This window comes from Paraflavitalea devenefica (assembly GCF_011759375.1).
Classification (GTDB): Bacteria; Bacteroidota; Bacteroidia; order Chitinophagales; family Chitinophagaceae; genus Paraflavitalea; species Paraflavitalea devenefica.
In genome coordinates this window covers 1-15,701 of the sequence record NZ_JAARML010000005.1, presented here as the reverse complement: position 1 = coordinate 15,701, position 15,701 = coordinate 1, and the positions used below count along the sequence as shown (strand labels likewise).

Genomic DNA, 15,701 nt, shown 5'->3' with positions numbered 1-15,701 from the left:
ACCGTAAAAAGTTAGTGATTGCTCAGCGCCTGGTAAAACTTACTTTTTGCCCGGTATAGACGATCGTTCCTGCAGCCGGAGCCATACCGGCTCCGTAACCGGCCGTTTCATTTACCCAAACGATGTTGAATACACGCTTTTTAAGGGCGCCGGCGTATCCACCCTGCAGCTTATCTATAGTAAGCGTTTGCCGCTTTTCATCCCACCGGAACGGAATTACCTGGTACTTGCCTTTTTCGTAATTATAATTGTTGCCCTCATCATTGTACAACAGCAATGCGCCATCCGCACCGGTATAGATCCTTACCTCAAGGGTATCCATCGGCTTTTCGGAAGTATACTGCAAAAACTGACCCATCGGAACAATGGAACCGGCTTTTACAAATAACGGGATTTGATGTTGCGGAGCCGGCGTTTTTATGGTTTGACCGCCTTCGAAGCGCTTACCTGTCCAGAAATTATACCAGGTGGTGGAGGCGGGTAAATAAACATTCCACTCCTTAATCCCAGGTTCGGTTACCGGCGCTACGAGAAAGGCCTTGCCGAACATGTATTGCCAGGGCTGCCGGATAGCTGCAGTATCGTTGTTGAAATCCATTACCAGGGGCCGCATGATGGTGGAACCAAAGCGGGACACCTGCCATGCGTTGGAATAGATATAAGGCAGCAACCGGTAGCGAAGGTCCATCATTTCACGCATATTATTTTCCACTGTGTCGCCGTATTTCCAGGGTTCGGTTTCCGATTGGTAGCCATGAATACGGAATATCGTATTGAAAGTCCCCCACTGGAACCAGCGGGTAAGTATATCATGGTATTGGCGGTCGGTGTATTGAGCATGGCCGGGCCGGAAAAAGCCGCCAATATCGGTTGTCCAGTAAGGCATGCCGGTAAGACTGAAATTGAGGCCCGCCACAATCTGTCGTTTATAGGTATCCCAGGAAAAGCCAATGTCGCCCGACCAGTTGATGGTGCCATAACGTTGCTGACCCGGGAAGGCCGAACGGGTAAGGATGGTTACCCTTTTGCCGGGATCTGTGTTGCGCTGGCCTTCATACACCGCTTTGCTTACAAACAGCGGGTACGTGAGCCGGTAAAAGTTACCCAACCCAAAATAAGTTTGTTTACCGATCAAAGAATCGTTTTCAGGTTCGGTAGCATCCATCCACCAGGAATCCACACCCAGGCTGAAGAGGTTTTTATTTAAAACATTCCAGTGTGTCTTTTGTGTTTCAGGATTGAAAATGTCGATCCACGGACTGTTGGGAATGTATAAGTTTTTAGACAGATATTCCTGGGCTATCACTGATTTTTTATCCAGGTTTTCCCACACGGAAATAGAAAACTGTGCATGCAGATCGTGCAGTTGCTTAATGAACTGTCCGGGGTTGGGATAATTGGTTTCATCAAATTTGGGAACGCCCCATCCGTATTTGCCCCAATACTGCCAGTCCTGCACAATCACATCCACGGGCAGGCGGCGTTTTCTAAACTCTTGTATGGTTTCCACCATATGCCTGCCCGAGGTATACCGCTCGCGGCATTGCCAGAAGCCGTAGGCCCACAAGGGAAGCATGGGCACATTGCCCGACAGGTGGCGATAATTCCCTATCACCTCATCGGCATCTTTACCATAAAACACCACATAGTCCAGCGACCGGGCCTCGGGCGAACGGAACACCGTTTCATTGCGTGCAGGTTTCCACGTCAGTACAGGCGTATTGGTAGAGCGGCAAACTACCTGTACGGTATGTTCGCCCGCCTTCAGTGGTACCAGTTTGCTGACAGCCGGGGGCAGCCACAAGTTGGATTGATCGATGTAAGGAATGCCATCGATGACCAACAGGTGGCGGTTATCCATATTGCCCAGGTCGAGCATCATGGAATAGTCACCGTCTTTGTTGACTGTAAATTTGCCCGTGTACAAGGACTGCCGCTGCGACACCCGCTGGGTACCGGCTGTTGTGGTAACCTCGGCCTCCCGTTTATCGCCGGATGCCGAATCATTTTTATGGAGTTGCACCACATTGTCGGCAGGATTAAACCAGGTAAGTCCGTACTGATGCCAGAGAATGCCGTACCCCTTGCTGGAATACAGGAAAGGAACGGCTATTTGTGAGTTTACCTGTATCAACTTACGGCTGATGTTGCGCAGGTTGTAATGGCCATCCTGGAACTGCCCTAATCCAAACAGGGATTCATCCGCCGGTGAATCGAATCCCTGTTCAGCTATAAAACAAGGCTGGCCCGATACGGAACCCGGTATTAACTCCCGGCTGCCCACTTTCTCCTTCAGGAATGGTTTACCGGTACTATCACCAAATTGAAGCGCCCCGTTTTGCTTGTTGAACAGCACAGTCACCGCCCGTGTTGTCAATTTGAGCTGTCCCGAAGTTTCTGAAAACCGGAATGCAGGGAGGGGTACTTTATTGACCAGTACCAGTTCCCTTTTTTCGTACAGGGAATCCTTCACCCATTGAACCCGGATCGCTTTGTCCGTAAGGGGAATGATGTGCAATACCCCTGCCGTCATTTGAATGGAAAGCCGGTCTTTCTGCAAACTATATTTTTCGTACACCTGCGCCTGTATGAAAACAGGTGTCAACCCCATCAACAGTATCAATAATTTTTTCATTGCGGTCTTACGGTTCCTGAATAATAATTTTTCTATGGCAACGGTACGAGCGATGCGGCAAAGCCGCCCCGGCGGAGCAGTTTCACTTCTATGTTGGTCGACTGATCTACCACCAGTTTTTGTATGTCGAATGACTTATCGTGTTCGCCATCAGCAATCAAAGTCATTTTATACTTTACACCTGGCTTTAAAAAACCAAAGGCGATCTTTTTTGTCTTCGGCCGTATTTCCGCATTAATGCCTCCTATATACCAGTCATTGCCCTTGCGCCGGGCCATGATCACCTCCCTGCCGGGAAATCCATCCAGCAATTGCGTATCGTCCCAGGCCGTTGGTACGGTTTTAAGAAAAGTTCTGGCGGCATCAGGCAAGGCATCATATCCTTCCGGGCGGTCGGCCATGTGTTGTAAGGCCGATTCAAACAGAATACTCAGCGCCAGTTCATGGCCATAGGAAGTAAGGTGTGGGAACTGGGAATTGGTGAAGGTAACCGGGGTATAATCCATAGCCCCTACCACATTGCGCGTAAATGGCAAGATGGTGTTGTGCTCCGGCGCTGTGCCGGTAAATTCAGGTCCGTTGTTATACCATTCGGCCCCGCGTACCGCTTCATTGGTCATCAAATTTGGATAGGTCCTCGCCCATCCTCTCGGCACCATACAACCGTGAAAGTAGACCATCATCTCAAACTGGACGGCGTCTTCCAGTATATCCAGGTAGTATTTGATCATGTCCTGTTTCTCGCTTTCAAAGAAATCCACTTTCACGCCCGCAAAACCCAGCTTCTTCAGTTTGGTGAATTCGGCTACCCGGTTTTCATGGGTCAGCATGCGGTCGCGGGGTGTAGCAGGCACACCAGTATGCTTTCCACCGGAGTTGTACCAGATGAGGGGCCGCACGCCTTTTGACAGGATGTATTTTGCGGCATCTTCCAATGTACCGCCATTGCCCATGACATCCCATTCCCAGTCGAGCAAGGTATAGGGCCAGTTCATCCGTGCTGCCAGGTCGGCAAAGGCTGTTACTATTTTATAGTCTTTGGTGCCGTGGTTGCTGGACCAGTAGTTCCAGGATACTGCCCCGGGCCTGATCCAATCCGTATTTTTGATTACAGACGGTGCAGCCACATCTTCCACCAACGTAGAAGCTACGATATCAGCCAGGCTGCCGGCCATGATCACCCGCCAGGGTGATTTCCAGGGCAGTGTGATGGATGGCAGGGAATCTCCCTGCCCATTCCCGTCTTTCGGGTTGGGAAAGGTAAGTTTGTAGGCATTCCTGTTGGCGGTATTGCTCAATTTGGTGCCGCAATAGTCGCGGTTCACATCGGCTTCGTGCAGCAGGAACCAGCAGGCTTTATCGGCCGTATTGAACAGTGCCGGGTAACACCAGTCCTGCTGCTGCACTTTGTCATCGCTCATGGCCGTGTACAGGCCTTCATTGGCCGTGTTCCACTTCTCCATCCACCGCATGGTTTGCTGCGGGATGGAATAGGCCGTGCGTTCATCCTTTATAATAAAGCTTCCCTGTTTTTCGGGGAATTCATACCGGAAAGTGACCCCGTCATTCCAGGCCCTGATAATGATGTTCATCTTTGCTTTGCCGGGCGTTTCAAAATACGCCGTCAGTTCATTGGCTGTATTGGTACGGTTAAGCCGTTTGCCATGCAGGGCCGTGTATTGCTCATTGATCAACAGGGGTTTTCCCGTCTTCACCAAAACCAGGTTGTTGGAAAAATCCTGGTCATTGCGCACCAGTCCAATATCAATGCGTGGAACCGCTTCTGTTACCTTGCCGTTTGCCAGGTACATTACTTTCAGGTACCAGGAACCTGCTTTGGCCGCTTCATCATTGACCAAGGCTACACTGATCTTATGGTTGGGCGATTGAACCATTGCCTGCTGTGCACGGGCTGTCAAAGCATGTAATAAAAGTACCAGGGCCGTTGTGATCGTTGTTTTCATATAGTCTGTTGTTGAATGCCATCCTATCATTTTCACCATGCTTACCAATCTTTCGTTTGCGACAATTCAGGATTTCTCCTGATCTCTGCAGACTCGATAGGCAGCAGGTTCATTTTTTCGTGCCAGGGATTTTTCACCAGTAAACTAACCGGGGTATAGGTAGTCACTTTGGTAGTAAGGTCCTTGATGATATTCATGCCACGGACGGGTCTGTTTTCGATAATACTACCAATTTTCCAGCGCCTGATATCAAAGAACCGGTGCGATTCAAAAGCCAATTCTATCCTTCTTTCATTGTAAAGTCTTTGTCGCAGGTTTTCACCGGTTACAGTGGCGGGTATATCAGGCATACCTGCTCTTTGCCTTACTTTGGAAATGTATTCCCGGCAGGCAGCTTCATCTCCCAGCTCAAATTTTGCTTCGGCATAGTTTAAATACATTTCCGCCAGCCGGAAATGAGGCCAGGGATTGGTATAGAACGTTTGCCAGTTGAGGGGCACATCGGCCTCGGGCATAAACTTTTTGATGATATAGCCCGTTCTGGGATTGTCGCTACTCTGTTTGTAGGAGTCAAAGCCCCATTTATCGCCCACGGATGCTACCCACATTTCAAACAGATCACCATGGTAGGTAGAAGAATCGTGAATAATGCTGGCCTCGAACCGTGGGTCCCTATTCCAATAAGGATGGCTGGCATCGTAACCGGATGCCGGGTTGACCGTTTGAACATTCCCGGCCCAGGTAAAGGCCGGTTCCCCGTTCTTCATATCATAATCATCCACGAAGTTTTGCGAAGGCCCGTTGCTGGCCCACCATCCGCCGTAGGCGCCGTACCTCCGGCCCAGGTTGTTCATGGGGGCCTGGTGGCCATTGGTGGTAGTAAAGTTGCGGCAGAAGATGTATTCGTCCTGCGCTGCACCGCTGGTCAAAATAAACAGCTTCCTGTAATCAGGGTACAAAGAATAACCTTTGGTGAAAAGCGCTGCCGCTGCATCTGCTGCCTTTTGCCATTTCTGTTTATCGTTGGTGGTATTGAATAAGGGAGAGGCCGCATATAAAAACACCCGTGAGCGCAGGGCCAGGCAGGCATCCTGGGTAGCCCTGCCATAGTTTGCCTCGCCCGAAAGATACCTTGCCGGCAGGCCGGGTATTGCTTCTGTAAGGTCTTTGTCTATGAATGCCACACATTCATCGAACGTTGCTCTTTTAAAAGTAGCCGTATCTCCGAGGTTATACGACTTTGTTACAATCGGCACTCCTCCATACCTTTCAATGAGGTTAAAATAGATGAACGCCCGCAGGAATTTAGCTTCCGCCACAATGCGGGGTTTGTCGTTGAAGGCAAGGGAATTGGCATCGGCCATCTTTTCCAGCAGCACGTTTACTTTCCGGATGTATTGATACCCCCTGTTCCAGTAGTACATATAACTGCCCCAGAAATCGCCCCCACCAGCACTGGTTATATTTTCAGCATCGAAGGTATTCAGCGCAAAAAGACCGGCGCCGCTCCAGGTAGGAGCTGTATTATAAGCTTCGTCGGCGTATTTCGAATACATGTGCAGGTGAAAGCCATGCGGAATACCATTGTACAATTCGGTATGATAGGCTTTTATCAGGTTCTCGTCGGCCCAGACTGCATTTTCCGCCACCCTGTCCAGCGGATCGATATCCAGAATATCCTTTTTACAGGAAACGAGTAGTATAGTGAGTAAGACGAATAGTCCTGTTAACTTTTTCATATGCGTAAGCTTTAGAATTTAATACTGGCTCCGAAGTTGATAATGCGTTGCGGAGGATAGGTAGTGAAATTACCATTGAACTCAGGATCTGCCCATTTGATTTCCTTCGCCCAGGTAAGCAGGTTGAACCCGCTTACAAATACCCGGAGATTCCTGATAAACCTGGTCTTTGCCAGTATAGATGAAGGAAGATTGTATCCCAGTTCCACGGTTTTTAACCTGATGAATGAAGCATCAAACAGGAAGAAATCAGTGGCGCCAGGCGCCCAGGTATCCGTTCTTGGTTTGGTGCCATTTGTATTATTCACCGTCCAGCGATCGTTGGCCCTCCATGTCACCGCATTGGCAAAGTCAACGCCTCCCAGTACAGATGCAGTAGCATCGTTATTGTATGCACCGGCCTGGCCCTGGAAGAAAATATTCAGATCGAAGTTTTTATATTGGAAATCCGTATTCAAGCCAAATACATAGCGGGGTGTGGCAGAATAAGGTACAATGTAACGGTCTTTATCCGTGATCTTTCCATCGCCGTTGATATCCACGATCTTCTGGTCACCCACCTGGGTATTTACATTATGCGGATATTTATCCAATTCCTCCTGGCTATGAAATATTCCATCAGTCTTGTAGTAAAGGCCTGAACCCACCGGGTTGCCTGTAAAACTTTGATAGGGCTCAGCAGGCGGCGCTTCGTCCTGGAAAATGACCTTGCTGTATTGATAGGCCACATTGCCACTGATGGTATAGGTTAGGTTACCTGCGGTATTGCGGTGGCTCAGGATCAATTCAAAACCACGGGAATTAACCGCTCCTATGTTTTCGCTCGGCAGGCCGGAGAAGCCATACACATTGCTGACGGAGAGGTTGCGCGGCCAGAGGATCTTTGTTCTCTTCTGATGCCACAGCGTCAGGTCAACCCCCAGTTTACCATTCCAAAGCTGGGCTTCCAGGCCCAGGTCGGTTTTGCGGGCCCTTTCCCAGGTAATATTGGGATTGGGCATCACATTCGCGTAAATACCGGGCGCCAGGCTTGTTCCGAATACATAGTTGTTGCCGAAGGAAAAGGATTGCAGGAACTGGTAGGCTCCTACCCGGTCATTACCCAATTCTCCATAGGAGGCCCTTAGTTTCAACTGATTCACAAAAGGTAGGGCTGCCATGATGAATTTTTCTTCCGATAATCTCCAGCCGGCGGAAATGCCCGGAAAAAAGCCATACCGTTTTTTTTCGGGAAATATTTGTGAGCCATCATAGCGGAACACGAACTCCAGCAGGTATTTGGATTGGAAGTCATAGTTCAACCGTCCAAAATAGTTGTTATAGGCGCCTGCGTTGGCAGAGCCGCTGTTGTCTTTATCTTCTGCCGCCGAACTACCCACATTGATCTGGTCGATGGCGGAACTCAGGTAATTCTTCCGGGAGGCGGATACAAAAGAAAATTTGTTCTGCTGTTGCTCATTACCTACCATCAGGGCTACATGGTGGTCGTTCAGGAAAGTCTTTTCGTAGGTAACCCTAAAGTTATAGAGCATGGTTGTCCATTTACGATAGGTGTCGGACAATGAGGCTGCTGCCTGCCCCGTTCCCTGCTTTTTATCATACTGGCCGGTAACCGTATTGTACTCGTGGTAGAAATAAGGCAGGTTCCATACTTTTTCGGACTGGTTGCTCAAATCGTAATTAAATGATGCATCGAACTTAAGGCCTTTGACGAACGGCACCTTATAGCTTGCTGTGAAAGTTGAATACAAAGGATTGTCATCTATAAAGTCAGTACCGCGCTGGTCAATGAGCAGCGGGTTTTCGCCCAGCCGGCCAGGACCGATCAGGCCGTTGGGATATCGGGCAACGATCGTAGGATTGGCCTGCAGGATATTGATGAAATTAACATCCTGTCCGATGGGTGAATAAGTGCGTTTATTGATGATGGTATAGATATTTGCGCCGATGGTGAGATTTTTGACGAGGTCAATATCTATTTTCGTGCGCACGTTGTATTGCCGGTAAAAGGTTGGATCGTGCCTGAAGTTGCCATCCTGGGTGGTGGTACCAAAAGAAAGCAGGTAGCGCACTTTATCCGAGCCACCATTCACCTGCAGGTTCATGTTTTGCTGATATGAAGTTGGTTTCAACACCTCATCTACCCAATTGGTATTGGGATACAATACCGGATCAGAACCGTCGCGGTATTTGCGGATGGCATCAGCTGAATATTGGGGGATATAATTTGGATTACGTCCGGCCCTGTAGAATACGCCCTCATTATACACTTCAGCATAGGTTGCCGCATCCAGCATATCGGGCACTTTGGTTGGGCTGGACAAAGCATATTTATACGTGAACGTAAAGTCGGCTTTCCCTTTGGTGCCTCTTTTGGTGGTGACCAATATGACACCGTTGGCAGCACGGGCGCCGTAAATAGCGGCTGAAGCATCTTTCAGCACGGAAATGCTTTCAATGTCCTCGGGATTCAGCCTGCTAAGTTGGCTGCGGGGAACCCCATCGATGATCACCAGGGGTGAATTGTCGTTGAGCGTACCGGTACCCCGGATGAGAATGGCCGGATCATCCCTGCCCGGCTGACCATTCCGCTGGTTGGCAATGAGGCCCGGCAGCCGGCCGGCCAATGAACTGGTGACGTTGACGGAAGGGCTTTTAACAATATCACTGCCAGTAACGGTAGACACCGACCCCGTGAGCGTGGTCTTTTTCTGTGTACCGTACCCTACCACTACCACGTCGCTCAACAGCTGTTCGGTGAGCGCCAATTGCACTGTGATGGATGCCTGGCTGGTCACTTTCACTTCCTGGCTCGCATAACCTACAGAGCTGATAACAAGGGTTGAACCCTCCGCAGCAGTAATGGAAAAGTTACCGTTGATGTCGGTCGATGTACTATTGGTAGTCCCCTTCACCTGTACTGAGGCGCCTACTACCGCCAAATCACCGGATTTTACCGTACCGGTAATTTTTTGCTGGGCCATACTGAAGAAGGAGAAAAAACAGCAGATAACAGGCAACAGCCAGCAGGCTATTGTGGAGCATTGCCCGGATGAACTTTGTAGGAAAGAACTTCTCTTTCTCATTAGCAAGCTTTCGTTCATGGTTTAAATTTTAATGAAGATTGGCAATCGTGATCGTTCCCCCGCAGCGGAGTTTCAATCTTTTCCAAAGCTATCATATTTTGAAATCGATTTCCAAATTTTTCAACTAAAATTATTGACATATAATAAATACTTGCTTATCAATTTATTATAACATTTTAAACATTTTGTTAATCGATTTCATAAAATCTTATTTTTACAGAACGGCAGGTAACCTATATTTATAACAGGAACTCTAAACAGCCTTCATGTCGGGTAAACGTGTAACCATTTACGATGTGGCCAGGGAATTGGGCGTATCGGCCTCTTATGTATCCAGGGCGCTGAACGGGCACCCTGCAACCAGCCAAAAAGTGCGGGAAAGGGTGCGGAAAAAAGCCACTGAACTGAACTACAAGCTCAATTCGCATGCAGCCAACCTTCGTCAAGGGTCGTCGAGGACCATTGGTGTAGTGGTGCCGCACATCAACCAGAGTTTTTTTTCCGAAGCCATTGCCGGTATAGAAGAAGTTTGTTTTGAAAACAACCATAGCCTGGTGATCTGCCAGTCGCATGAATCCTTTGCCATGGAATGCAAAGCGGTCGATACGCTGATCCATCAAAACGTGGACTGTATCCTGATCTCCCTTTCTGCGGAGACCAGATCGTATACGCACCTTGAAAACATCCTCGCGCACCATATTGAGCTGATCCAGTTTGACCGCTGTGTGGACCACCTGGACGGCTATAAAGTGTTCAACGATGACAAAGAAGCATCTTACAGCGCTGCTAAAAAGCTTTTTGAAGAAGGTTACCAGCGTGTAGCTTTCCTCGGCGGGCCCCAGCACCTGACGGTATTCAAACGACGGAAGGAAGGTTACCTGATGGCCCTTAGAGAGTCGGGGTTCAGCATTCCTTATGATTTTATTGCAGACGATGTATTGCATAAAGAACAGGCCGTGAAAATTGCCGCCGGACTGCTGTCATCTCCTCAACCACCGGATGCTTTTTTAACCGTATCCGATCACCAGTCTTTAGGTATATTGGAAGTCGCCCAATCGATGGGCATACAAGTACCCGAACAACTGGGCATTTTTGGTTTTGCCAACGAGGCCTTTACGCACATCATCAAGCCATCGCTTTCATCGATCGACCAGAAGAGCAAAGCCCTGGGCAAAGCGACAGCCGGTATTTATTTTGAAAACATCCTGAAAGGCCAGGAGCCGGCGTTTACCAAACGCGAAATGATCATCAAGACGGAGCTTATTTGTAGGCAGAGTTCGCAGCGGACGACAGCTTCCTGAGAATATTAGGTCATGGTGGGTTTGCTTTCGCTGATCCAATTTGCTTATGGTTCAGAACCTAGAGAGAAGGAGGAGAATTCAACACCTCTAAAAACGCCTTGGCTGTCTACCACTTCAAACGTTAAACCACACCATCCATAAGAAATATATTACCATTCACTCATTACAATTTCATGCTCTTATTAGCCATCTATACTTTGCAGCCTTTGTATCTTGAAGAGGGAGAAACAAGGCAATAAAAAGCAACCGCCGGGAGTTTATTACATAATTTTCAACTTTAATATATTGAATATATTCGTATGCGTACACCTGCTCAACGTCTTAAAATTGGTGAAGGGAAAATAAGCGGCTATTCGTCGATATTCCTGGGTTTACTTTCCCTGACCGGCGTTATTTGTTTTAAATATCCGGAGTGGCTCACCACCCCCCAATTCAGGGAGGTGTACACAGGGGAGACTATGAAAGCATTGTTGACGGCAACCATCATCGCCTCTTTTCTCTTTGCGCTCATCAGTTTTATGCTTAACAAACAAAAGAAATGGGCCATGACAGGATTGCTGATCTGCACCCTGGCCATTGTCTTCGGAGGTTTACAGGTAGAGGGCCGGCCAGTTGAAAAGAACAGTTGGCACCTGGGTGTTGACTGGTTATTGCTTGACCTGCTGCTGATGGCGGTGATCTTTGTTCCTATTGAAATGGTGTTCCCTAAAAACAGGCAACAAAGCAAGTTTCACGAAGAATGGAGGACCGACCTGCTTTATTTTGTGATCAGCCATTTGTTCATTCAGTTCTTTGGGGTTATCACCCAGAAGCCGGCAAAACTATTCTTTGGATGGATCGGACTGTCAGACCTCCAGCATTGGGTGCAACAGCTTCCTTATGTAATTGAGCTTTTGTTCGCCTTCCTGATCACCGACCTTTTTCAATATGCTGCCCATCGCTTTTTTCATTCACATACCTACCTGTGGCGTTTCCATTCCGTTCACCATTCCACAAAAAACATGGATTGGCTGGCCGGATCAAGGACCCATTTTGTAGATATTTTTGTCACCCGGTCCATGACCTTTATTCCCTTGTACGTTTTTGGATTTTCGGAGATCACTTTTAATACCTATATCATATTCATGGCCATCCATGCGGTGCTCATTCATGCCAACACCCGGATCAACTTTGGCTTCCTGAAATATATTATTGCTACGCCCCAGTACCATCACTGGCACCATTGCGAAGACCCTCAACACTATGGAAAAAACTTTGCCACCATATTCCCGTTTATTGATAAGCTATTTGGCACTTATTATCTGCCCGGCAATACCTGGCCCGAAGGCACCGGGCTGCGGGAGACGCATTTCCCAAAAGGGTATGTGAACCAACTGGTGTACCCTTTTACGAAAAGTCCTTTTGATGAAAACCTTGATATGGAGAATGAGACCAACAGGTAAGTGGTATCCCATGGGAAACCTTGTCAGGCAGCATTTCTTTATCTGATATGTCTACCTTTGTAAAGGCTATTTTACAATCGAAAAGAGACGTATGAAGAAAATAGGATTTTTATCATTCGGACATTGGTCAAATCATCCGGCCTATAAAACCCGTACAGCAAGTGACACCTTACTCCAGTCTATTGACCTGGCTGTCGCTGCCGAAGAGATCGGCCTGGATGGCGCCTATTTCCGGGTACATCATTTTGCAGCTCAGTTAGCCTCTCCATTTCCTTTGCTTTCAGCTATCGGCGCCAAAACAAGCAGTATAGAGATTGGAACCGGTGTTATTGACATGCGTTATGAAAATCCCCTTTATATGGTGGAAGACGCCGGAGCTGCCGACCTCATCTCGCGCGGGCGCTTGCAGCTGGGCATCAGCAGAGGTTCGCCGGAACAGGTCATTGATGGGTGGCGTTATTTTGGGTATGAACCTGCTGAAGGAGAAACCGACGCAGAAATGGGACGCAGGAAAGCGCTGCAATTCCTGGATCAACTCAAAGGTGTTGGATTTGCACAGCCAAACCCCTACCCCATGTTTCCCAATCCGCCAGGCCTTTTACGGTTGGAACCTCACTCCCAGGGCTTACGGGAACGTATCTGGTGGGGAGCAGCCTCCAATGCGACAGCCATTTGGGCTGCCGAAAACGGCATGCACCTGCAAAGTTCTACCTTAAAATTCGACGAGAGCGGCAAGCCATTCCATATACAACAGGCAGAACAGATCAGACTGTACAAAGATGCCTGGAAAAAAGCAGGCCATCAGCGCGAGCCCAGGGTTTCCGTGAGCCGGTCTATTTTTGCGTTGATGAATGATCAGGACAGATTATACTTTGGAAGGGATGTCAATGGAGTTGACAAAATTGGTATGATCGAAGCCGATAAACGCGCCATTTTCGGAAGATCCTATGCCGGAGAACCGGATCAGCTCATTAAGGAATTAGCCCAGGATGAAGCCATCCAGGAAGCTGATACGCTGCTGCTGACGATACCCAATACCTTAGGAGTTGACTACAATATACACGTCCTCTCGTCTATTCTGAAGCATGTGGCGCCCGGATTAGGTTGGCGTTAAGTTTTGTTCCCGCGTTGAGATGCTTGCCGGTTTTACCGGTTCTTGCTATAAAATAAGCCAGACCTTGTTGGTATAAGGTCTGGCTTAACCTGAATCAACTTAAAGCTAGTGAAGCTGGTAGTTAATGATGTTTCTTATAATGTAGCGCTTCTTTGAATGGTTACATTTCTGGCGCGCATAACCGTGTTTCCTGATGGGCCAGGAGTACCTGATGAACCTTCCATTTGAAGGTCGATGATCAGGTTAAGCGGCTCATTAACGAAGTTTTGACCGGTTTGGTTCGACACATTGACTCCATCTGTCCAGTATTCGATATTTACATTATTGGTAGTACCAATTCTTGTTAAATAGGCCGTGTATGTATGCCAGTTGGCCGGGTTAGATATCACCGTACCTACACTTGACCACTGTCCGTTTTGGTTCTTGTAGGTGTTTGTCCAGTTAGTTGTACTTCCTTTAAACTCCATAATGTCGCTTTCCGGTGGCCATTGATTAGCCCCGTTTAACCAGAAGGCAGGCCAGGTACCTTTTACAGAAGGGCATTGAAACTCGCCCGAAACACGCCACTTTGGCCATGCCGCGCTCACAGTCACCTGTTGTTTGGCATAGCAGGTATAGGAGAAGTAGTGGATGCTGGGTTTGTCAGGCACAGTGCCAGGGTAAGCGGTTATGGTTAGCACGCCGCCCGAAAGGCTCATATTCTGCGTTCTCATACGTGCAGATCCGTTGTGATCTATTGCCCCCCATGGATAGAAATTGCTCCAGTAAGTACTAAAGGAATTAAAGGAGTTAGTGGGCAGCACCGTTACCCAGCTAACAGCGTTGGTTTCTGTTTCTGGTATTTCTTGCTCCGTTAATGGATTGTTGGTTGCACCTTGTTTCTGACAGGAGGAACCCATCATAACAACAAATGATGCAATCAGGATGAGGCTTGATTTTTTCATAATGGCTTTTTGATGTTAGTTAATTTGTAGCTCCCTATTTCATTAATATTGAACAGGCAAGTCAAATCTCAATTATTATTGATTAATACAAGGGGGGACAATCTGTAAATTTGGGGGGCTAAAATGATTATTATTAGTCATTCCCGTTGGCGACTTACTACTACCAATAACCTTTTTTTTAGTATTTAACTATTTGACTAACAATAAGGTGTAGGTCAGATCGTGGTACATAAGCCTCACACCCATCAATCCTACATCCAGAACCAGCCTCCGCCGGTATAGGAGCCAAAGGATCCCGCGCATTTATTCCTCGTTTAACCTGAGTTACCATTAAAAGCCGGCGGTGAGTGAGTGACCGCCGGTTTTGTGAGGGTTTTCAAGGTTGCGCGCTTTTCCGTTGTTTGCCGCCAGTGGAATCCTGCTCTTTGATTGCGGCTATTACGGCGGGAAGTTTTTTCAGCGGTTTGAGGCGGTTTCTAAATTCCTGGTTGAACCCGTATAGCCAAGTGACTTTAAAACCCGCCAATTCCAGCACCATTGATCTTTCGCCCAGGATGTTGAACAGTATGGCATCAACGATCTTCCTTGGTACTATCGTTCCCTGCACGGACCCGGCGGCCTCTCCTTGTGGTGATGGGGATCGAATTTTACCAGCTTGTGGGGAGCCGTTATTTTTTGAGGCAGCAGGATGGGGCGAAGTCGCTGACGATCATTAAAACATTCTGAACTGGGATTTTTGAGATTTATGGGATGTATGAGATTTGAACTTTTGCTTCGCTGATTACCTGCGAGGGGATTGGTGGAGTAACTATAAAAATGCTGATCGACTGTGTGGACGGGGCCCCTAAGCACGGTTGATGTATGGTAGTGTTGTGCAACACGAATTGAGGAGTTGGGTTTTAGGTATTAGGTATTAGCTATTAGCCTTTAACTTTTAGCGATCAGGCATTAGCTATTAGCGGTTGGGTTTTTAGCAGTTAGCTTTTAGGTTTTAGCTGTTGCTATTTGCTTTTTGCACATAGCTATCGGCTGAGGGCTATTGCCACTGGTTTTCGTTTTGCCGCTGTGATCCATGAAAGGCTTCGGTGAGCCAGCCACCAGGCACGGGACAAAGGTCCGCATGCAGCGGGGAATGAAAGGCAGAATTTGGCTGAGAATACAAGCTACGAGCTTTAAGCTGCGAGTTACGAGCCGTTCGTTCGACGGCACAAGTACGCCAGCACACGGTTGCTGAACTGCATACCTGGCCAGGGACGAATACATGCTGTTAGCTATAGCCAATAGCAGATAAGGCTTTGGTTAAGTAGTTTATTTTTTTAACATTAAAAAGTATCATATGAGTATACAGGAAAGAATGCAAAGCCCTACCCCGCCCTTCTTTGCGAAGCTGCGGAACTGGGGACTTATCCTCGCTGCCGTGAGCGGCGCTATCCTAACTACACCGGTGGCACTGCCGGCGATTATGGTGAAGATAGC

At 48.0% G+C, this 15,701-nt stretch carries 8 protein-coding genes; 3 read left to right on the top strand and 5 right to left on the bottom strand.

Going from position 1 to position 15,701, the window contains the following annotated elements:
• Positions 1-22: 22 nt before the first annotated feature.
• The 4 genes from HB364_RS25040 to HB364_RS25025 are packed head-to-tail and all read right to left on the bottom strand — an operon-like array spanning position 23 to position 9,424.
• Positions 23-2,635, bottom strand: a complete 2,613-nt coding sequence (locus HB364_RS25040) for a glycoside hydrolase family 31 protein (RefSeq protein ID WP_167291093.1) — start codon at positions 2,633-2,635, stop codon at positions 23-25.
• A gap of 32 nt (positions 2,636-2,667) precedes the next feature.
• Positions 2,668-4,599 carry a glycoside hydrolase family 97 protein gene (locus HB364_RS25035; RefSeq protein ID WP_167291092.1) on the bottom strand — a complete coding sequence of 644 codons (1,932 nt, stop codon included), beginning with the start codon at positions 4,597-4,599 and terminating at the stop codon, positions 2,668-2,670.
• A 41-nt stretch (positions 4,600-4,640) separates the two neighbouring features.
• A complete protein-coding gene (locus HB364_RS25030; RefSeq protein WP_167291091.1) occupies positions 4,641-6,338 on the bottom strand; it encodes a RagB/SusD family nutrient uptake outer membrane protein in 1,698 nt (565 codons plus the stop codon).
• 11 nt (positions 6,339-6,349) lie between these two features.
• Positions 6,350-9,424 carry a SusC/RagA family TonB-linked outer membrane protein gene (locus tag HB364_RS25025; RefSeq protein WP_208420098.1) on the bottom strand — a complete coding sequence of 1,025 codons (3,075 nt, stop codon included), beginning with the start codon at positions 9,422-9,424 and terminating at the stop codon, positions 6,350-6,352.
• 266 nt (positions 9,425-9,690) lie between these two features.
• Here HB364_RS25025 and HB364_RS25020 point away from each other — a divergent pair, with 266 nt between their 5' ends.
• The 3 genes from HB364_RS25020 (at position 9,691) to HB364_RS25010 (ending at position 13,281) form a co-directional block, all read left to right on the top strand.
• Positions 9,691-10,725 carry a LacI family DNA-binding transcriptional regulator gene (locus tag HB364_RS25020; protein WP_167291090.1) on the top strand — a complete coding sequence of 345 codons (1,035 nt, stop codon included), beginning with the start codon at positions 9,691-9,693 and terminating at the stop codon, positions 10,723-10,725.
• A gap of 299 nt (positions 10,726-11,024) precedes the next feature.
• Positions 11,025-12,167 (top strand): sterol desaturase family protein, encoded by a 1,143-nt coding sequence (locus HB364_RS25015; RefSeq protein ID WP_167291089.1) that lies wholly within the window; start codon positions 11,025-11,027, stop codon positions 12,165-12,167.
• Positions 12,168-12,258: 91 nt separating this feature from the next.
• Positions 12,259-13,281 carry an LLM class flavin-dependent oxidoreductase gene (locus HB364_RS25010; RefSeq protein WP_167291088.1) on the top strand — a complete coding sequence of 341 codons (1,023 nt, stop codon included), beginning with the start codon at positions 12,259-12,261 and terminating at the stop codon, positions 13,279-13,281.
• 134 nt (positions 13,282-13,415) lie between these two features.
• Here HB364_RS25010 and HB364_RS25005 read toward each other — a convergent pair whose 3' ends face one another.
• Positions 13,416-14,225: a LamG domain-containing protein gene (locus tag HB364_RS25005; protein WP_167291087.1), complete on the bottom strand. Its 810-nt coding sequence runs from the start codon at positions 14,223-14,225 to the stop codon at positions 13,416-13,418.
• Between the last annotated feature and the right edge of the window lie 1,476 nt (positions 14,226-15,701).

Excerpts from the sequence above, each read along its gene's own strand:
- HB364_RS25040 (WP_167291093.1), bottom strand. The coding sequence starts at position 2,635 with ATGAAAAAATTATTGATACTGTTGATGGGGTTGACACCTGTTTTCATA.
- HB364_RS25035 (WP_167291092.1), bottom strand. The coding sequence starts at position 4,599 with ATGAAAACAACGATCACAACGGCCCTGGTACTTTTATTACATGCTTTG.
- HB364_RS25030 (WP_167291091.1), bottom strand. The coding sequence starts at position 6,338 with ATGAAAAAGTTAACAGGACTATTCGTCTTACTCACTATACTACTCGTT.
- HB364_RS25025 (WP_208420098.1), bottom strand. The coding sequence starts at position 9,424 with ATGAGAAAGAGAAGTTCTTTCCTACAAAGTTCATCCGGGCAATGCTCC.
- HB364_RS25020 (WP_167291090.1), top strand. The coding sequence starts at position 9,691 with ATGTCGGGTAAACGTGTAACCATTTACGATGTGGCCAGGGAATTGGGC.
- HB364_RS25015 (WP_167291089.1), top strand. The coding sequence starts at position 11,025 with ATGCGTACACCTGCTCAACGTCTTAAAATTGGTGAAGGGAAAATAAGC.
- HB364_RS25010 (WP_167291088.1), top strand. The coding sequence starts at position 12,259 with ATGAAGAAAATAGGATTTTTATCATTCGGACATTGGTCAAATCATCCG.
- HB364_RS25005 (WP_167291087.1), bottom strand. The coding sequence starts at position 14,225 with ATGAAAAAATCAAGCCTCATCCTGATTGCATCATTTGTTGTTATGATG.